General features: G+C 73.5%; 10 protein-coding genes. 2 read left to right on the top strand and 8 right to left on the bottom strand.

Annotated elements, in window-relative coordinates:
- The first annotated feature begins 130 nt into the window (after positions 1–130).
- The gene (locus tag BS83_RS21290) at positions 131–766 is read left to right on the top strand and encodes a TetR/AcrR family transcriptional regulator (RefSeq protein ID WP_037605225.1); all 636 of its coding nucleotides are present in this window, start codon (positions 131–133) and stop codon (positions 764–766) included.
- A 33-nt stretch (positions 767–799) separates the two neighbouring features.
- Here the strand turns inward: BS83_RS21290 and BS83_RS21285 are convergent, their stop codons facing one another.
- The 3 genes from BS83_RS21285 to BS83_RS21275 all read right to left on the bottom strand — a co-directional run bounded on the left by BS83_RS21285 (position 800) and on the right by BS83_RS21275 (position 8,494).
- Complete coding sequence (locus BS83_RS21285; protein ID WP_198035273.1) at positions 800–4,051, bottom strand: efflux RND transporter permease subunit; 3,252 nt, start codon at positions 4,049–4,051, stop codon at positions 800–802.
- A gap of 409 nt (positions 4,052–4,460) precedes the next feature.
- Positions 4,461–4,976, bottom strand: a complete 516-nt coding sequence (locus BS83_RS42000) for a hypothetical protein (RefSeq protein WP_051943517.1) — start codon at positions 4,974–4,976, stop codon at positions 4,461–4,463.
- Positions 4,973–8,494 (bottom strand): efflux RND transporter permease subunit, encoded by a 3,522-nt coding sequence (locus BS83_RS21275; RefSeq protein ID WP_051943515.1) that lies wholly within the window; start codon positions 8,492–8,494, stop codon positions 4,973–4,975. Before BS83_RS21275 ends, BS83_RS42000 begins: the two co-directional genes overlap by 4 nt.
- 338 nt (positions 8,495–8,832) lie before the next feature.
- Between BS83_RS21275 and BS83_RS21270 the strand changes: the two genes are divergently transcribed.
- Positions 8,833–9,993 (top strand): dihydrofolate reductase family protein, encoded by a 1,161-nt coding sequence (locus BS83_RS21270; RefSeq protein ID WP_232248441.1) that lies wholly within the window; start codon positions 8,833–8,835, stop codon positions 9,991–9,993.
- A 147-nt stretch (positions 9,994–10,140) separates the two neighbouring features.
- Here BS83_RS21270 and BS83_RS21265 read toward each other — a convergent pair whose 3' ends face one another.
- The 5 genes from BS83_RS21265 to BS83_RS21245 form a co-directional block, all read right to left on the bottom strand.
- Positions 10,141–11,121, bottom strand: coding sequence for an ABC transporter ATP-binding protein (locus BS83_RS21265; RefSeq protein ID WP_037605224.1), 981 nt, complete (start codon positions 11,119–11,121; stop codon positions 10,141–10,143).
- Positions 11,118–14,045, bottom strand: a complete 2,928-nt coding sequence (locus BS83_RS21260) for an FtsX-like permease family protein (RefSeq protein ID WP_037605223.1) — start codon at positions 14,043–14,045, stop codon at positions 11,118–11,120. The genes BS83_RS21265 and BS83_RS21260 overlap by 4 nt, the downstream gene beginning before the upstream one ends.
- A complete protein-coding gene (locus BS83_RS21255) occupies positions 14,045–17,521 on the bottom strand; it encodes an FtsX-like permease family protein (protein ID WP_037605222.1) in 3,477 nt (1,158 codons plus the stop codon). The genes BS83_RS21260 and BS83_RS21255 overlap by 1 nt, the downstream gene beginning before the upstream one ends.
- 135 nt (positions 17,522–17,656) lie before the next feature.
- Positions 17,657–18,061: a globin gene (locus BS83_RS21250; RefSeq protein ID WP_037605221.1), complete on the bottom strand. Its 405-nt coding sequence runs from the start codon at positions 18,059–18,061 to the stop codon at positions 17,657–17,659.
- Positions 18,062–18,137: 76 nt separating this feature from the next.
- Positions 18,138–19,106, bottom strand: a complete 969-nt coding sequence (locus BS83_RS21245) for an FHA domain-containing protein (protein ID WP_037605220.1) — start codon at positions 19,104–19,106, stop codon at positions 18,138–18,140.
- Between the last annotated feature and the right edge of the window lie 28 nt (positions 19,107–19,134).

Below are 19,134 nucleotides of genomic sequence, written 5' to 3'. Positions count from 1 at the left end.
ATGACGACCGAGCTCGAGTGATCGGACCTAACAAGTGTTTGGTAGGTTAGTCGAGCCGGGGGCGAGCGTCGAGTCGTCCACAGGCACCGGTCGGGTGAACCGCGGTGACGTCGGCAGGGACAATGGACGGGTGCCGAGTACGCAGAAGAGCAAGAGCCAGGCCGCGAGCCCGGCGCAGGGATCCGCGGCCCCCGCGCGGCGCCAGGAGATCCTGGACACCGCCGCCGAGGTCTTCGCCGAGCAGGGCTACAACGCCACGACGGTCCGCAAGATCGCCGACCAGGCCGGCATGCTGGCCGGCAGCCTCTACTACCACTTCGACTCCAAGGAGTCGATGCTGGAGGAGATCCTGAGCCGCTTCCTCGGCGAGCTCTGGACCGGCTACGACGCCGTGCTCGACGCGGATCTCGGCCCGCGGCAGACGCTGGAGGCCCTGGTCGTCGAGTCGTTCAGGGAGATCGACCGGCACCGCGCGGCGGTCGCGATCTACCAGAAGGAGTCCAAGCAGCTCGCACCCCAGCCGCGCTTCGCCTTCCTGGCCGAGTCGCAGCAGAAGTTCGAGAAGGCCTGGCTGCGCACCCTCGAACGCGGCGTCGCCGACGGCGTCTTCCGCGCCGACCTGGACATCCGGCTGACCTACCGCTTCGTCCGCGACACGGTCTGGGTCGCCGCCTCCTGGTACCGCCCGGGCGGACGCCACAGCCCGGAGGAGATCGCCCGCCAGTACCTGACCATGGTGCTGGACGGCATCGCCGAGCGGGCCTGAGCCCGCTCGGCGACCGGCCGTCGGTGACCTCCGTCAGGGGTGGCCGGCCGCGGTCTCCAGCTCTGCGCGGCCCGCGGGCGAACCCGTGTCGCGCCGCCCGAAGCGGAGGTAGAGCGAGGGCACCACGAAGAGCGTCAGCAGCGTGGAGCTCGCCAGTCCGCCCAGGATCACGATGGCCAGCGGGTACTCGATCTCCCGGCCCGGCTGGTCGCCGGCGATCACCAGCGGCACCAGCGCCAGCGCCGTCGCCAGCGAGGTCATCAGGATCGGCGCGAGCCGCTCGCTGGCGCCCCTGACCACGAGGTCGGGACCGAAGGGCATGTCCTCCTCGCGTTCCAGATGCTGGCAGTGATTGATCATCAGGATGCCGTTGCGCGCGGCGATCCCGAAGACCGTGAAGAAGCCGACCAGCGCCCCGATCGTCACCTCCGCGCCGCCGAGCCAGATCGCGATCAGGCCGCCCACCAGCGCCATCGGCAGCGTGATGAAGAGCAGCGCGGCCAGTCGCCAGGAGCCGAAGGCGAGCTGGAGCAGCAGCATGATCGCCACCCCGGCCAGCAGTGCCGTGGTCAGCAGGCTGTTCTGCGCCTGCTGCCGCTCCTGGTACTCGCCGAGCAGCGAGTAGTGGGAGCCGCGCGGCACCTGGACGGTCTTCAGCTTGTTCTGGATGTCCGAGACCACCGCCGACAGGTCGCGTCCCTGCACGTTCGCGCCGACGTCGATGTAGCGGGAGTTGTCCTCACGGGTGATCAGGTACGGGTCCGGCGCGAGCTGCACCGTCGCCAGATCGCCCAGCCGCACGTGGCCGCCGGCCGGGGTGTCCAGCTGGAGGTTGCTGATCGCGCCCGCGTTGTTCCTCGCGGACGGGACGCTCCACACGTAGACGCCGTAGACCTGGTTGTTCTCGAAGACGTTGCCCATCTCCTGCCCGGCCACGACGGTCGCGGCCTGACGCCGGACGTCGCCGGGCTTCAGCCCGTACTTCGCGGCCTTCGCCAGATCGACGTTCACCTGGATCTGCGGCGTGTCCACCGAGAGGTCCATGTGCGGGTCGACCACGCCCTGCACCGAGGCGACCTGGTTGAGCACCGACTGCGCGGTGTTCCGCATCGCGCCCAGGTCCTGGCCGTAGACGCGGACCGTGACGGCCTGCTTCGAGCCGCTCAGCACCTCCTCGATGCGCTCGTTCAGGTAGGTCTCGACGTCCCGGTAGAGGCCCGGATAGCTGTCGACGACGGCGCGCACCTTGTCGACCGTCCTGTCGTAGTCGACCTTCGGCGAGATGTGGATCCACACCTCGGCCGCGTTGATGCCGACGATCTCCTCGCCCTGCGGCGCCCGGCCGATGTGCGCGCCGAAGTCCTCCACCCCGGGGATCGCCTTCAGCTCCGCGTTCAGCTGCGTGGTGGTGCGCAGCACCTCGTCGTCGGAGGTGCCGGGGATGGCGTCCCAGTGGATCAGCAGGTCACGCTGCTGGAAGCTGGGGAAGAGCGACTGCCCGAGCTGCGGCGCGATCAGGGCCCCGCACAGCACGATGGCCGCGAAGACGCCGTAGGCCGCGAAGGGCCGCGCCACGATCCGGTCCAGCATCCGGGAGTACCAGCGCCGCAGCACCCGCACCAGCGGGGACTGGAAGCGCTTGAGCTTGGCCCGGCGCAGCAGGATCAGGGTCAGGGCCGGGGTGACGGTCAGCGCGACGGCCATCGAGGCCAGGATGGCGAGTGTGTAGGCGAAGGCGAGCGGCCGGAAGAAGGCGGCGGTCAGGCCGTGCAGCATGAACACCGGGATCGCGGCGGCCACGATGATCAGCGTGGCGTAGACGATCGGGCTGCGGACCTCCAGCGAGGCGCCGAGGATGATCCGGGCGGTGGACCGCTGTCCGCCGCCCTCGTCGGTGCCGGTTCTGCGGGCGATTCTCAGACGTCTCAGGATGTTCTCGACGTCGATGATCGCGTCGTCGACCACCGCGCCCAGCGCGATGATCAGTCCCGCCAGCACCATGGTGTTGACGGTCGCCCCCACCAGCCGCAGCACCAGCACGGCCGCCGTCAGCGACAGCGGGATGCTGACCAGGCTGATCAGCGCGACCCGCCACTCGAAGAGGAAGAGCACCAGGATCACCACGACCAGCAGGAAGCCGAGCAGCAGCGAGTCCAGCAGGTTGTGCACGGAGTCGTCGATGAAGTCGGCCGGCCGGAAGATGTGGTTGTCGAAGGCGACCCCCTGCAGGCCCGGCTGCATGGCCTTCAGCGCGTCGTCGACCCCGGAGGTGATCTTGAGAGTGTTGCCCCAGGGCAGCTTCTCGACCACCAGCAGGATGCCGGGCTTGCCGTTGATCACGGCGTCCCCGATCAGCGGCTGGTAGCCCTGCACGACCGTGCCGATCTGGCCGAGCGTCACCGTCCTGCCGTTGGCGGCCTGGTCCTCCAGCGGAACCTTGGCCAGGTCGGCCGGGGTCTGGATGGAGAGCTGGTGCGCGATCGGCAGCCGCTGGTCGGGCAGGCCCGGCGTGCCGTCCAGGAAGCCGCCGGCGCCGACCACGGAGCCGGTGGAGAACTGCAGCGCGCCGGAGTCGAGCGCGTCGGAGGTGGTCCGCTCGACGTCGTCGAGGGTCACCTTCTGCGCGGTCATCCTGGCCGGGTCCACCTGGACCTGGAACGCCTCAGGGCGCTGGTTCCAGATTGAGACGTCGGCGACGCCGTCGACGTGCAGCAGCCGGGGCTTGATGGTCCAGTAGGCGAGCTGGGAGAGCTGCATCGGGGTCATCGGCTTGCCGTCGGGGCCGTTGCCGCTGGCGGTCATGCCGATCTGCAGGACACGGGCGGTGGCCGAGACGGGCGCGAGCATCACCGGCGGGCTGGCCCAGCGCGGCAGCGTGGGCCTGACCGTCGCCAGCCGCTCCTGCACCAGCTGGCGCGCGTGCAGCAGGTCCGTGCTCGGCGAGAAGACCATGACGATGGACGAGAGCTGCGGAACGGACGTGGAACGCATCTGGGTCAGGCCCGGCATGCCGTTCATGGCCAGTTCGAGCGGGACGGTGACGAGCTTCTCGACGTCGGAGGTGGACAGGCCGAGGCTCTCGGTCTGGATCTCCACCTGCGGCGGCGCGAACTCGGGGAACACGTCGACGGGCGTGCTGCCCACGCTGGCGATGCCGACGGTCATCAGTGCGACGGCGGCGGCGACGACCAGGAACCGGAAATTGAGGCTCCAGGCGACGATGGCGCGCATCACCCCGCCCCGCGCCCCCTCGCGGCGCTTGCTCTCCCCCCGTGGTGCGGTCACGGCTGCCCCTCCCGTCGTGCTCCGCTCGTTCCTCGCTGCGAAGGCCCCCCACCTTCGCTGCACCTCAGCTGCGCCACGACTGCCCCTTCCGTCGTGCTCCGCTTCGGTTCCGCTGCGGCGGGGTGCCTGCTCCGCTCGTTCCTCGCTGCGAAGGCCCCCCACCTTCGCTGCACCTCAGCTGCGCCACGACTGCCCCTTCCGTCGTGCTCCGCTTCGGTTCCGCTGCGGCGGGGTGCCTGCTCCGCTCGTTCCTCGCTGCGAAGGCCCCCCACCTTCGCTGCACCTCAGCTGCGCCACGACTGCCCCTTCCGTCGTGCTCCGCTTCGGTTCCGCTGCGGCGGGGTGCCTGCTCCGCTCGTTCCTCGCTGCGAAGGCCCCCCACCTTCGCTGCACCTCAGCTGCGCCACGACTATTCCTCCCCGACTCCGTACTCGGTGCCGAGAAGCTCGGCGGCGGCGACCACGACGACCGGCGTGCCCGCGGAGGGACCGCGGCTGAGGACGACCTTGTCGCCCTCGTAGCGCTGGATGGTGATGGCCTGTCGCTGGTAGGTGCGGGTCCCGACGGGCACGTAGACCCAGGGGACTCCGTTCGGGTCGTAGATCACCGCGGTGATCGGCACGAGCTCCTGGCCGGCGCCGACGCGCTGGGCGGGGACCGTGCGGATGCCCAGGCGCTGGAAGGCCAGCGGCGTGAGCGCGACCCGGTGCACCGCCCCGTACCCGGACTCCGCCGGCGCGGGTGCGCCGTTGGCCGCGCCGGTCGGGCCGCCTCCGCCGCTCCCCGGGACCGGAAGCAGCGTGGCCGGGGCCGGATCGTGCGGCGTCTCGCTCCTGGGCCCGCAGCCGGTGACGGTGAGGGTGAGCGTCACCACGCACGCCAGCCCGGCGAGCGCGGTGCGCGCCCCTCGCTGACGTGGTGTCATCGGCTGGCGCCTTCCTCTGCCTCGGCGGACTCCGACTCCCTGTCGGCCTCGGCGGGAGCGGACGCCTCGCCGCCGTTCGCCGTGCCGTCGCCGTTCCGGCCGTTGTGGCCGTTCGGACCGCCGCTGCCGTTCCGGCCGACACCGCCGTCCGGATCGCGCGCCTCGGCCGGGGAATCCGACGCGTCGGCCGAGCCCGCCTCCTCCGAGCCACCCGCCGTCGCCGCGTCGTTCGAGCGCGCGGAGCCGCCGGAGCCGGAGGAGCCTCCGGATCCCGAGGAGCTGCCGGGGCCCGACGGGCCGCCGATCGCTCCGCCCGCGCTCGCGCCCGACAGAGCCGGTGTGAGGCCGCTCGCGTCGAAGCCGGAGTCCGGGGTGCGGAAGAGGCCCTCGTCGCTGCCCTCGCCCCCGCCGCCCCGGCCCGCGAAGGCGGGAAGGAGGAGCAGGGTGACCAGGGTGCTGGAGACCGCGCCGCCGATCAGGACCAGGGAGAGCGGACGGACCAGCTCCAGCCCGGGGACGTCGCCGCGCACCGTGAACGGCAGGACCAGCAGCACCAGGCCCACCGCCGAGGTGGTCACCGGGAACGCCGCCTCCCTGGCCGCGCGCAGCGCCGCGTCGTGGCGGCCGTCGCGCTCCAGGTCCTGGGCCCGGCGCAGCACGAGCAGCCCGCCGCGGACGGCCAGGGCCAGCACGCCGAGGAAGCCGATCAGCTCGCCGGCGGACAGGTCCCGCCCGGCGATCAGCGCCGTCAGTACGCCGCCCGCCAGCGAGAGCGGCAGCGACAGCAGTAGCACCAGCGCCCGCGACCAGCTCCGGAACGCCGCCTGGAAGAGCAGCAGCACGCCCAGCGCGCAGCCGATCGCGACCAGGATCAGCCGCAGCGCGTCGCTCTGCTGCTCCTGCAGACCGCTGGTGACCTCCGCGTGATAGCCGAGCGGCAGGCTCACCCCGAGCACCGCCGTCTTCACCCGCGACACCGCGGTGTCCAGGTCCGTGCCGCGCACGTTCGCGGTGATGTCGAGGTAGCGCGAGGCCTGGTCGTGGTCGATCTCGGTCGGGGCGGGCGTGATGCTGACGCTCGCCACGTCCTTCAGCGCGACCTGGCCGCCGCTCGGGGTGTCCAGCAGCAGGTTCTGGACGTCGGCGAGGCTCGACCTGACGGCCGGGACGCTCCACACCGCGACGTCGAAGATCTGCTGCTGCTGGTAGTAGCTGCCGACCGGGATGCCGGAGATCAGCACGGCCGTCGCGCGCCGCACGTCGCCGGGCTTGAGACCGTACCTCGCGGCCTTGTCCACGTCCGTGTCGATGGTGATCGACGGCTCCTGCGTCGGCTCGTGCACCGTCGCGCCGCTCACACCGGAGACGCCGTCGACGACCGAGCGCAGACGGTCCGCCTGTGCCGTCAGCGCCGCCCAGTCCGTTCCGTAGAGACGGACGGTCAGCGGCGCGGTGCCGCCGGGCCCGGTGTCCGACCGGGGAGCCTCGGCCAGCGCGGTCTGCGCGTACGTCAGGAGCTGGTGGCGCAGGGCCGGGTAGTGCGACAGGACGGTCGCGATCGCGTCCTTGGTGCGGCCGTAGTCCGCGCTCTTGGAGACGGAGATCCAGGTCTGCGCCGAGTCGACGCTGACGATCTGGTCGCCCAGCAGCGCCTGCCCGATGTCGCTGGCGACGTTGGTGACCCCGGCGACGCCGCGCAGCTCGGCGCCGGCCGCCTCGGTGGTCTGCCGCATCGCCGGCAGCGAGGTGCCGGGTGCGGCGCTCCACTGCACCAGCAGGTCGCGGTCCTGCGGGACGGGCAGCAGCCCGCCGTGGCCGAACTGCGGGATGATCGCCAGCGCGGCCAGCCCCAGCACCGCGGTCAGCGCGACCGCTCCGGCGCGCCGCCGGGCGAGGGCCGGACCGATCCGGTCGTAGGCGGCCTCCATCCAGCGCGCGACCGGCGGCGCGGCCCGCCGCTCGGGCGCGCGGCGGAGCAGCAGCAGCGCTAGCGCCGGGGTGACGGTCAGGGCGACGGCGGTGGCCGCCACGACCGTGAGCAGGTAGGTGAAGAGCATCGGCCGGGTCAGCTGGCCGTTGCTGCCGGGGATCACCAGCAGCGGGACGGCCGCGAGGAGCACCACCGCGAGCGCGTAGCCCAGCGGACGGCGCACGCCGAGCAGCGCCTCGGTGATCGCCGCGCCGCGGGACTCGCGGGAGCCGGCCGTGGCGCCGTCGGGATCGGGCACGTCCAGGCCGCGCCGGAGCGCCGCCATCGCGGAGACGGCGTCGTCGACCACGATCGCCAGGGCGACGGCCAGCCCGGCCAGGGTCAGCGTGGTGAAGGTCGAGCCGCGCAGCTCCAGCACCCAGCCCGCGGTGATCAGCGGCAGCGCGACCGCGACGAGGCCGAGCAGGGCGACCCGCCAGGACCGCCAGGCCAGCCCGAACCAGGCCACCAGCAGCACCAGCCCGGCCAGCGCGGCCCAGCCGAGGTTGGCCAGGGCGGAGTCGATGTAGGAGGCGGGGGTGAAGACCTGCGTGTCGATGGTCACCCCGGACAGGCCGGGCTGCAGTTCGGCCATCGCCTGCCGGACGCCCTTGTCCACGGCCAGGGTGTTGGCGCCGGGGAACTTCTCCACCACCAGCAGGAAGCCGGTGCCGTCGGGGGACTGCGAGGTCAGCACGGCGTCGCCGCGCAGGGCGGGGTGGTCCTCGACGACCGTGGAGACGTCGCCGAGCTTGAGCTTGCTCACGCCGACGTCGGCTTCGATCGGGACCTTGGCCAGGTCCGCGGGGGTGGAGATGGGCAGCAGGTGCTGCACCGAGAGACGCTGGTTGGGGGTGTCGATGAAGCCGTCCGCGCCGGGGGAGGACGCCTCGACGAAGGTCAGCGGCGAGGTCCACATCGCGTCGCCCGCGGTGTTGATGACCTGGGACAGCGTCACGCCCTTGGCGTGCAGCCTCGCCGGGTCGACCAGCACCTGGAGCTGCTGGTCACGCTGCCCCCAGATGGTGACGTTGGCGACGCCGGGAACGGCCAGCAGCCGAGGCCTGATCCGCCAGCGCGCCAGCGTGGACAGGTCGATCGGGCTGACCGTGGACGAGGACAGGCCGATCATCATGGCTCTGGACTCGGCGGAGAGCGGCTGGATCATCACCGGCGGGGTGCCGATGTTGACCACGGCGGGGCCCTGCGCGACGCGCTCGTGCGTGAGCTGACGAGCCTGGTAGATGTCGGTGCCCGGCTTGAAGGTCAGCTCGATGGCGGACAGGCCGGGCAGCGACTGGGAGCGCAGATGGTCGAGGAAGGGGAGCCCGTTGAGCTCGTCCTCCATCGGCACGGTGATCAGCTGCTCCACCTCGTTGGCGGACAGCCCCAGCGCCTCCGTCTGCACCTGGATCTGGGGCGGCAGGAACTCAGGCAGCGTGTCGACGGCGGCGTGACGCAGGGAGTTCACGCCGAGCCCCATCACCACCAGCGCCGCCACCACGACTGCGGCGGCCAGCCGCAGACTCGACGAGATCAGCCAACGCACGAACGTCCCCCGTTCATTCATCCCCCTGCGGGCAATGCCTGCTGACGTCTGGCATCGACTGACGTCGACTCACATCACGGTCGGGCGGCCTGGGCCGAGCACGCGCGAGGATTCGAGACGCTGAGGCGGTTGACTTCCGACATGTGTCCCCGGGCGTGGTGTGTGTCACACGCAACTACCCACGTTCGGCCCAGTGCGGACGGTTCCCATTCCGTCGCGGAGGCCGTTCCCCCATTTTGCAGTTCGTGAAGATAACGTGAAGTGAGTGTGGCACTACTTTGCGTGTGCTGCCAAGAAGTCGGGGCATACCGAGAAGGACACGATCGTTGCAGCAGGACATGAGTCAGCAGCCTCTGCCCACGCGCCCGTCCGTGCTGATCAGCGCGGCCATGTCAATCGACGGGCATATCGACGACGCATCGCCCGAAAGGCTCCTGCTCTCCTCGTCCGAGGACTTCGACCGGGTGGACCGTCTGCGCTCCGAGAGCGACGCCGTCCTGGTCGGCGCGGGCACGTTGCGGGCCGACGACCCGCGGCTCGAGGTCCGTGACCCGGCCCGCCGCGCCGCGCGCGAGGCGCGCGGCCTGCCCGCCCACCCGCTCAAGGTCGCGCTCGCCGGCAGCGGCGGTCTCTCCGCGGACCTGCGCCTGTGGCAGAGCGGCGGCGCGAAGCTGGTCCTCGCGCCGGACGAGGCGGTCGGTGGACTGCGCGCGGAACTGGGCGCGGCGGCGGAGGTCGTGGGCACCGGACCGTCGTTGGACCCCGCGCGGGTCCTGGACGAGCTGGCGGCGCGGGGAGTACGCCGGCTGATGATCGAGGGCGGCGGCGCGATCCAGACGCTCTTCCTGACGGCGGGTCTGGTGGACGAGATCCAGCTCGCGGTCGCCCCCTTCTTCGTCGGCGACGCCGCCGCCCCGCGGTTCGCCCCGCCGGGAGTCTCGCCGTTCCCGCAGGACGCGCTGCACCGGATGACGCTGCTGGGCGCGGACGTGCTGGGGGATCTGACGGTCCTGCGGTACGCGGCGCGGCGCTCGGACGCGGCGCGGGTGACCGAGGCGGACATGGACTGGATGCGGGTCGCGATCGCGCTGTCGCGGGAGTGCCCGCGGTCGGAGACGGCGTACTCGGTCGGCGCGGTGATCGTCGCCGCGGACGGCGCGGAGCTGGCTCGCGGCCACAGCCGCGAGGGCGGCGACGACAAGGTCCACGCGGAGGAGGCGGCGCTGGCCAAGCTCGACCTCACCGATCCCCGCCTGCGCACGGCGACGATCTACTCCACGCTGGAACCCTGCTCGGTCCGCGCCTCCCGCCCGTCCCCCTGCGCCGAGCTCGTCCGCGCCGCGGGCGTCGGCCGCGTCGTCCTCGCGTGGCGCGAGCCCGCGCTCTTCGTCGCGGACTGCCAGGGCGTCGAACTCCTGGAGGCCTCCGGCGCGACGGTCCTCGAACTCCCCGCCCTCGCCGCCGAGGCCCGCGCGGTCAACGCCCACCTCGTGCGGTAGTTGCACTGTCGGGGCGGGGAACTGCGCGACAAGCCACTGACGAGCCGGTGGTCCTCCATGTTCAGGGCCATCCGCGCAGGGTGGTTCCTCGCGCAGTTCCTCGCGCCCCCGGGGCAGTGCCACGCGCCCGCCGTCGCGTGGTGCGGCTCAGGACTCGGCGCGGTGTTCCGGCCAGAGTTTGACGTGGTCGGGGTCGAGGGTGAGTTCGACCCGGTGTTCCATGCCGAGGGCTTCCATGAAGGCGCGCGGCAGCTGGACGCGGCCCGCGCGGTCCAGCATCGCGTACTCGCGTTCGATGATCGACTCCGTGCCGTCCGCGTCCGTGGACGTCCGGCGCAGGACCTCCATCGCGGCGCGGCCGTCGCGGACCGCGACCGTGCGGCGGACCTCGCCGGCGACGAGCGGGTCGTGGGTGACGATCACCACGGTCGAGCTCAGCTCGGCATTCACCCGGCGGAAGGCCTCGAAGATCTGCGCGCCCGTCTCCGAGTCCAGCTCGCCCGTCGGCTCGTCCGCGAGCAGCACCTCGGGCCGGTTCGCCAGCGCCACCGCGATCGCGACCCGCTGCTGCTGCCCGCCGGACAGCTGGTCGGGCCGGCGGTCGCGGCAGTCGCCGACGCCCAGCAGTTCCAGCAGCTCCAGCGCCCGCGTCCGCCCGGCCCGGCGGGAGGCCCCCCGCGCCGCGCGGGTCAGCCGCATCGGGAGCTGGACGTTCTGGCGGGCCGTCAGGAACGGCAGCAGGTTGCGCGCGGTCTGCTGCCAGACGAAGCCGACGACCTCGCGGCGGTACCGCAGCCGCGCCTTCGCGTCCATCGCCAGCAGATCGCTGTCGCCGACCCGCGCCTTGCCCGCCGTCGGGACGTCCAGACCGGCCAGGATCTGCAGCAGCGTCGACTTGCCGCTGCCGGAGGCCCCGACCAGGGCCATCAGCTCGCCCTTGGCCACCGTGAGGTCGAGGCCCTGGAGAGCCTGCACCTCGACGCCCTCGGTCCGGTAGATCCGGACCAGCCGCTCGCAGACGATCAGCGCGTCGTGGCCGTACTGCGGACGCTCCCGGTCCGTCGCGACCCGGGCCCGCAGCTCGTCCAGCGTGACCTCGTGCCGGCTGTCCTGCGCGGTCGAACTCATGCCCTGTCACCTGCCCTCAACTGGGCGCCGATCTGGCGCCTTCCGATCAGCGCGGCCTCGACCGCCACCACCGCCACCGCCAGGACCAGCAGCACCCCGGCGGGCAGGAACACGTCCGCCCACCGCACGGCCGGAGCCGCGTGGGCGATGTTGATCAGCGGGCCGTCGAGCGAGCCCGACAGGGTGCCCAGATCCACGCCCGAGCCCAGCAGCGGGACCGCCGCCGCGCCCAGCGCCGAGCCCGCCACGCCCGACAGCAGCACCATCGGCAGCGTCTCCGTCAGGATCAGGGCGTAGCCCTGCCGCGGACGCAGGCCCATCGTGCGCAGCCGCGCCAGCAGCGCGGCCCGGGCCGGCGCGGCCTGGAGCAGCGAGAGGACGACGGCCAGCAGGGCCAGGAGCGTCGTGGCCACCACGGCCGAGCGGAACACCGTGGACGCGCCCGCGGGCAGCGGCGCCGCGTCGAGCTGGGCCCGCAGCTCCGAGCGCAGGCCCACCGCGAGCAGCGCCTGCTGTGCGGACGCGTTCGTCAGCCGGTGCACGGCGGCCGCGTCGACGGGACCGGCGAGCAGCACCACGTTCGGGGTCGATCGCACGTGGAAGGCCGCCTGCTGCAGAGCCAGGACCGGCTCGGCCGGGGCGATCATGAAGTCGCCCTGGGGCGCCGCCGGCGTGCTCGGGATCACGGCCGCGATCCGCACGGTCAGGCCGCCGAAGGAGGAGTCGAGCTCCTGCGTGCCCCGGCCCAGGGTGACGGCCGCGCCGGGTGAGGCGAGCAGCGGGATCGGCTGCCCGCTCCCGGTGCCGCCGGCGAGCAGCTTCGGGTCGAACGGGCCCAGACCGGTGGCCCGGGCCATGCGGGCGTAGGAAACCGGGTCGACCAGTACCAGCGTCGCGGCGGCCAGGCCTGAGGTGTTCGCGGAGGCCTGGGCGTCCGTCACCACTCCGGTGGCGAGCCGCACCCCGGGCGCGGTGCGCAGCGCCGCGACGAGGGAGGGGTCGAGGCCGACGTTCGCGGTCGCGACCCGCGCGTCCGCGCCGAGCGCGTTCAGGGTGGTGAGGTCGCGCGCTGCGGCGACCCCGCTGAGCACGGTCTCGCCGAAGACCGTCGTCGTCAGCGCCAGCAGCAGGGCCAGCAGCGGCAGCAGGGTGCCCGCGGCGGGGGCGCGGCCGGACCGGGCCAGGCCGAGGAAGCCGACCGCGCCGCGTCGGCGGGCGACGGGGCGGGCCGCGAGCCGCAGCGGCAGCGGGAAGGCGCGGACCAGCACCACCGCGCCCGCGGTGGCCAGCAACAGCGGGGCTGCCGCGGTCAGCGGATCCAGACCCGTGCCGCCGGTGGGAGCCAGGCCGCGTCGGTGCAGCGCCACCACGGCGGCCACGGTCAGCACCAGCACCAGGAGTTCCAGCACGGCCCGTCGGCGCGAGGTCCGGCGCAGCGTCAGGTCCGAGCGTGTCGCCTGGAGCCGGCGGTGTCGGGCCAGGATCAGCACCGGGCCGGCCAGGGTGGCCACCAACCAGACCGCTGCTCCGCAGACGAGCGCGGCGGAGCGTGTCCGACCGGGCAGCAGGACCAGTGCCAGCGCGATGCCGAGCAGCGCGGCGGGCACCGTGCACGCCGCCGCCTCGGCGATCAGCCGGAGCAGCAGGAAGGGGAGCCCCGCCCCTCGCGCCCGCAGCAGCGCCAACTCCTCGGCGCGCCGCTCGCCCGCCCAGCCGAAGACCATCAGCAGGACCGCGACCGCGGTCCCGGCCGTGCCGGCGACCCCGACGGTGACCAGCGGCGTGAGGGCGTCACGCTGCCGGCCGAAGGTGTCCAGCACCCGTCCGAAGCCGCTCTGGACGACGACGCCGCCGGGAAGCTGCCGGAACTGGCTCAGTTGCTGCGCCCGGTCGCCGTTGACCAGCGAGTCCAGCATCGCCTTGGCGGCCGGGATCTGTGCGTTGTCGAGCCGGGTCCCGTCGAACGGGAGCCACCAGTACGCCTGCGAACCGCCGAACTCCGACAGGGCGGGCACCGCGCCCGGGGCGACCAGGGCCTCCACGTGCCAGTACTCGAAGCGGTCCGTGCGCGTCGAGTAGACGGCCAGTTCGGGCGTGCCGAGCCGGGGCTCGCCCGCCCAGTAGGCGGCACCGGCCTGCTGTGCGGTGGGATCGCGGTAGACCCCGACCACCTCGGCGGACACCGCACCGGCGTGCGCGTTCCTGCCCAGGGAGACCGAGATCCGGCTGCCGACCGACCAGTGCATCGCCGCGGCCGTGCTGTGACTGACGGCCAGCTCCAGCACCCCGGCCACGGTCGGCAGCCCGTCGGCTCCGGCGTTCATCCGGGGCGCGCCGGGCAGCCGGCCGGAGAGCAGCGCCAGACGCTGCGCCGGCTGCCAGCCGACGGTCAGGTGCGGAGCGATCCCGTTCGGCGCGGGGAGTTGCGGCGCGCCGGGGGCGTTCTGCACCGGCAGACCGTGGAAGTGTCCGTCCTCGGCGGTCGAGTGCACGCCGTAGGAGACGTCCGCGTCCTGGACCGTCAACGGGGCGCCGATCTGCGAGCGGATCTCTGCGGTCACCTGCGCCATCTCGGCGGTGACCGCGGCGGCGTCGCTCTGCGGCGACAGGCCGGTCAGCGGCGGCACGTGGGTTGCCGACGTGTCCGTGGCGCTGCCGTCGGGGTCTCCGGCGAACGCGGGCGCGGCCTGCAGCGAGCGGTTCTCGAGCGGCGCGTGGGCCACCGTCGTGTGCAGCGCCGAGCTCTGGTAGCGGTTCAGACCCAGCGGCAGGGCCGCCGCGAGGAAGGTGCAGGCCAGCACCAGCAGCCCGAGCCCGAAGGCGAAGGCCGGGCCGTGCCGCAGTCGGGTGGACACCCACGGCACCCCCTCGGAGGAGCGGGAGCCGGGGCGGGAGCCGTGGCGCGTCGGGAGGGGAAGGCGCATCAGGACTCCTCGGGCTGCCGCAGTCGGCGGGCGGTGTCGCCGCCCCGGAACCCGGCGAAGGCCGCCACCAGCACGGGCACCGCCGCGATCCCGGCGAGCAGGAGCAGCAGCGTGCCGACGGGTATGTCGACCTGCACCGGCGGAGTGGGCCGGTCCGCCTCGGAGGTCAGCACCAGCAGCGGGACGATCAGCCGGGTCAGCACCTCGCCCAGCGCGACCCCGACGCCGAGCCCGAGCACCACCGGGATGACCAGCTCCACCGCGGTCGAGCGGGCGAGCCGGCGGCGACGGAGCCCGAGGGCGGAGAGCACCGCGAACTCCCCGGCCCGCTGCCGGATCGCGCCCGCGGCGTCGGTGCCGAAGCCGATGGCGGACAGTGCCACGGCCAGTGCGACCGCCGCGAACATGGCCGCCAGGGGTCCGCTGCCCAGCGGGTCCTGGCGCAGCGAGTCGGCGGTCTCGGTGCGGCCGAAGACCAGGCCGATGTCCGGTCGCGCCCGCAGGACGGCCGCCGCCTGCCGCTCCGTGCCCGGCGCGGTGGTGAGCCACCACTCGTTGGGTCGCGGGGGATCCGTCCGGTCGCCGGCCGCGTTGCCGGTGAAGTACCAGGCGTAGGAGGGCAGGTCGATCAGGATCGCGCCGCCGTAGTCGGTCGGGTTCGACCCGCCGAAGGCGGTGCCCGAGTCCAGGGTGGATCCGTTGAGCCCCTGCTCGGCCTCGGCGCCGACGCCGGGCAGCACCGAGACCACTCCGACGATCCGGATCCGCAGGCCCGAGAGGGAGGCCTGCGGATTCAGCACCGAGCCGACTCTGCTCCGTGTCGCGTCAAGGAAACGCTGGTCCACCACGGCGGGCAGCGGCTCGGCGACCGAGCGGGTGGTCGACGGGGTCACCAGGAGCAGGACGGTGAGCGGGGCGCCCGAGGGGTTGGTCCGACCGGCGCCGCAGACCCCGGTGGTGAGGGTGACGTCGAGCGGGGCGGTCCCGGAGGCCCGGCCGTCCGCGGTGGTGCCCTGGGTGCAGGCGGGTGGCCCGCCGTCCGGGGCGTCGGTCGTCGCGGCGCTCCAGTCGGCGACGCTGTGCCAGCCGAGCCCGGCCGGCGTTGTCGTGGCGACGCCGTCGGCGGTGACCGCGACCACGGACGCGTCGACCGCACGGCCGGCCGGGTTCGGATCCGTCCCGGTCGCCTGGGTGTAGGGGACGACGAAGCCGAAGCCGCTGAGGGTCAGCGGGTAGGCCGGGGAGCCGCTCCCTGCGGCGGCCGCCAGGTCCAGGGTGAGCGTGTGCACGGCTCCGTCCTCGGGCAGCGAGCCGACGGGGAAGGGCCACACCTGGCCCTGGCTGTCCGTCAGCTGGACGCTGAAGTCGTCCGAGACGTCCTGGCCCGACGGCGCGGCGGGGACGCCGCCCTGCGGGACTGCCGCCCTGGTCCGCACGGAGAAGGAGAGGATCCGGGGGCGGCCGGGCAGCGCGATGCCGGCCTGCGCGGGCGGGACGGGCTCGGACGCCAGGGGGGCGAGCAGGGCCTCCGGCGTGGCCTTGGCCGGGCTGACCGTCAGGTCGCCGCGGAGCGGGAGCTCGTGGGACAGCGCCCCCGTGTCGAGGGCGATCATCTCGCCGAGCATGCCGTTGTTCAGCACCAGCGTCTCGCGGTGCACCGGCACGGCCCTGGTCACCCCCGGCACGGAGGCGAGCGCGCCGCCCTGGCCGAAGGCGGTGGTGTGCAGTGCGGTCAGTCGCAGGTCGGCTCCGGTCCGGTAGTCGGCCTGCTCGTCCTGCGATCGGAGCCAGGTCGCACTCTGTCCGATCGCGAGCGTGCCGATCGCGGCGGCGAGGGCGAGCGCCAGCACCGGACCCGCGCCGCGCTGCGGGCGTCGGGCCAGCTGCCAGCCGGTGAGCGCGGCGGGCAGCCCCCGGCCGCGCGTCGCCAGCCGCTCGCCGATCCGGCTCAGCGGCGGCAGAAGTCGCAGCGTCAGCACCGCGCCCGCCGCCAGCGCCAGCGTCGGGGCGGCGACCAGCAGGGGATCGATGCCCGGGGTGCCCGAGGCGTTGTCGGTGATCACGCCCGAGCCCGAACTGCTGTCGGCGTAGTGCCGCAACTGCAGGTAGCCCAGGACGGCCAGGGCGAGCAGGGCCAGGTCCGCCCCGCCGCGCAGCAGCTCGGGGCGGGCGCCGCGGCGCCCGCGCCGGGCGCGCGCCTCGGTGAAGGTCCGGTAGCGGGCCAGCGTGGGGGCGGTGACCAGCAGGGCGCAGACCAGGGCGGCGACCGCGGCGGCGGCCCAGGAGGTCGCCGTCGGGCCGGTGTCGAGGCTGAGCCCGGCCCGGTGCAGCGGGCCGAAGGAACCCAGCAGCCGCAGCAGCGGTCCGGACAGCAGGGGCGCCAGCGCGGCGCCGGGCAGGGCCAGCAGCAGCCCCTCGGTGGCGGCGAGCCTGATGATCCGTCGGGGCGTGGCGCCGCGCGCCCGCAGCAGCATGTTCTCCGCGTCCCGCTCCTCGGCCAGGAGCCTGGCGGCCAGCAGCAGCGTCATGGCGGCCAGCAGGACGAGCTGGAGTCCGACGACGAGCAGCGTCGACCTGGCCACCAGCATCGAGCGCTGCAGGGTGGAGATCAGGCCCTGTAGCTGGCTCTGTGCCGAGAACGGGCCCACGTGCCCCGGCGAGGGCCCGACGCCGACGACGCCGCGGGTCGCCCGGGCGAGGGCGTCGAGCTGGTCGGCCCGGATGTGGCGGAAGTCGGCGAGAGCGGCGTAGGCGACGGAGCTCTGGGCGACCGACTGCGCGGAGAAGGCCCGGTCGTCGACGAGCAGCGGCCCGTAGACGGCGCTGACGTACGCGGTGCCCGCCTGCCGCCCGTGCCCGCCGAGGGGGTCCAGCCGCCAGTAGGGGTCGGTGATGTCCGTCGGGGTGTAGACGCCGACGATGTGGAGGGTGAGCGCTCCGTGGGTGAAGCGGTCGGTGACGTGGACCCGGGTCCCGACGGCGGCCGCGGCCGCGGACTGGTTCGCGGCTTCGAAGCGTGCGGCGGCTGTGACGGGGACGGCGGCGTCGAGGACCCCGTCGACCGCGCTGCCGCTCGGCCACTGACCGGCGATCAGCCGCAGCCGGGAGCGGTCCAGGTCGGCCACCGTGACCAGGTCGGCGTTGTCCGCCGCCTGGCCGGGCCGGAGCGGCAGGCCGAGCGAGTCCGAACGCGAGAGCGTGTCGAGGCTGACCGGGAGCCCGGGAAAGGCACGGTGGGCCGCGGACAGCGCGGTGGTCCTGCCGTTGTCCTGGGTGCGCGGGGCGAACTCGCTCAGCAGCAGCGGCGTGGCCGACCGGTCCGCCACCTGCAGCGCGTGTCTGATGCCCGCGTCGTCGACCGCGTTGCCGTAGCCGGCCAGCGCGGTGAGCGCGGCGGTGGTGAGCACCATGGTGCAGACGGCTGCCAGCACCAGCAGCCGGTGGGCGCGCAGCCGCAGCAGAACAAAGCCACCCACCCGCGGACCCCCGACCCCCGTCGCCCATGCCGTTCGCGGACGATGCTGTCATCCGCGCGAGTGGTGACGGAAGAGGGTGAAGGAAATGGCCCCGTGCTTGTTACCGACGGCTGCCCGAAGTGCGGTCCTACGCCCCTATCCGGGCGAATTGATCATCGACTCGGCGGCGTAGACGAGGTAGTCCCAGAGCTGCCGCTCGTGCTCCTCGCCCAGCTCGAGCTCGGTGACGGCGGTCCGCATGTGCCGCAGCCAGGCGTCGTGCGCGGCGCGGTCGACGACGAACGGCGCGTGCCGCATCCGCAGCCGCGGATGGCCGCGCTCGTCACTGTACGTGCGCGGGCCGCCCCAGTACTGCATCAGGAAGAGGACCAGCCGCTCCTCGGCGGGCCCGAGGTCCTGCTCCGGGTACATCGGGCGCAGCAGCGGGTCCTCGGCGACGCCCGCGTAGAAGCGGTGGACCAGGCGTCGGAAGGTCGGCTCGCCGCCGACCTGCTCGTAGAAGGTCTCGGTCTGCAAGGTTCCTCGCCTGATCTGGTCCACGCGACCATCCTCTCAGACCGGCGGGCGCGGCCGTCGGGAGATCCCGTGGTCCGACGCCCGCCGGTGCGGCCCGAGGTCAGGCGCAGTGGACGGTGATCGTGGTCCAGGCTCCGACGTGGATCCGGTCGCCGTCCTTCAGCTCCACCGGGACGAACTTCGGCAGCGGGTCCTCCGCGCCGTTGAGCGTCGTGCCGTTGGTGGAGTCCTGGTCGATGACCACCCAGCTGCCGTCCGGCTGCTCCTGGAGCAGCGCGTGGTTGTGCGAGGCGCCGGGATCCTCGGGGGCGATGGACAGGTCGATCTCGGGGACGGTGCCGCGCTGGTGGCTGCGGCGGCCGATTCTGAGCTGGCCCTGCCCGGTCATCGGCACCCGCCGCTCCGGGGAGTACGGCGGGAAGTAGAGGCCCGCGGCCTCCGGTCCGCTGCGGGTCATCATGTCCTGGAAGTACGTGCGGTCGGCGCTGACCACCGCGATCCAGGTGCCGCGGTACGCCGGGGCGGGCGGCTGCGGCTGCTGGCCGTACGGCTGCTGGCCGAAGGGCTGCTGCCCGTACGGATCCGGCTGCGCGTATCCGCCGCCCATGCCCTGGTGGCCCATGCCCTGCTGCTGGAACGGGTCGGGGTCCATGCCGACGTTCGACCCGGGCAGCGGGCTGGGCGGAGCGATCATGTACTCGGTGTTGCCGCCGTTGGTGTCGCCCGTCACATAGCCCGAGTAGCCGCCCGCCGACGGGGGCGGTGACATCGGCGACATCGGCGGCGCCATGGGCTGGGACAGCGGCTGCGGCGTCGGCTGCGGTGGAGCGGCCGCGTGGGGCTGCTGCGGGGCGAGCTCCCAGTCGTAGCCGCACTCCTCGCAGTAGCGGCCGGTGCGCGGCGTCGCGCAGATCGGACAGACCGGCAGCCCCGTCGTCGCCATGGACTGGGCCGGCTGCCCGCCGTGCATCGGCTGCGGCGGCATGGCCGGCTGACCGGTGATCGGCGTGCCGCAGTAGTCGCAGTAGTCGGTCGTCTGCGAGTTGTGTCCGTGCGGGCAGATCGGCATTGTGGAGCCCCCCTCTGGTGGTGCTCGG

The organism is Streptacidiphilus rugosus AM-16, from assembly GCF_000744655.1.
In the GTDB taxonomy this organism is placed as follows: Bacteria; Actinomycetota; Actinomycetes; order Streptomycetales; family Streptomycetaceae; genus Streptacidiphilus; species Streptacidiphilus rugosus.
Note: the sequence above shows the minus strand (reverse complement) of the source record. Positions and strands in the feature narration are given on the sequence as shown.

What these genes read in the sequence shown, in the direction of transcription:
- BS83_RS21260 (WP_037605223.1), bottom strand. Translation starts at nt 14,045, where the DNA reads ATGCGCCTTCCCCTCCCGACGCGCCACGGCTCCCGCCCCGGCTCCCGC.
- BS83_RS21265 (WP_037605224.1), bottom strand. Translation starts at nt 11,121, where the DNA reads ATGAGTTCGACCGCGCAGGACAGCCGGCACGAGGTCACGCTGGACGAG.
- BS83_RS42000 (WP_051943517.1), bottom strand. Translation starts at nt 4,976, where the DNA reads ATGACACCACGTCAGCGAGGGGCGCGCACCGCGCTCGCCGGGCTGGCG.
- BS83_RS21245 (WP_037605220.1), bottom strand. Translation starts at nt 19,106, where the DNA reads ATGCCGATCTGCCCGCACGGACACAACTCGCAGACGACCGACTACTGC.
- BS83_RS21270 (WP_232248441.1), top strand. Translation starts at nt 8,833, where the DNA reads ATGAGTCAGCAGCCTCTGCCCACGCGCCCGTCCGTGCTGATCAGCGCG.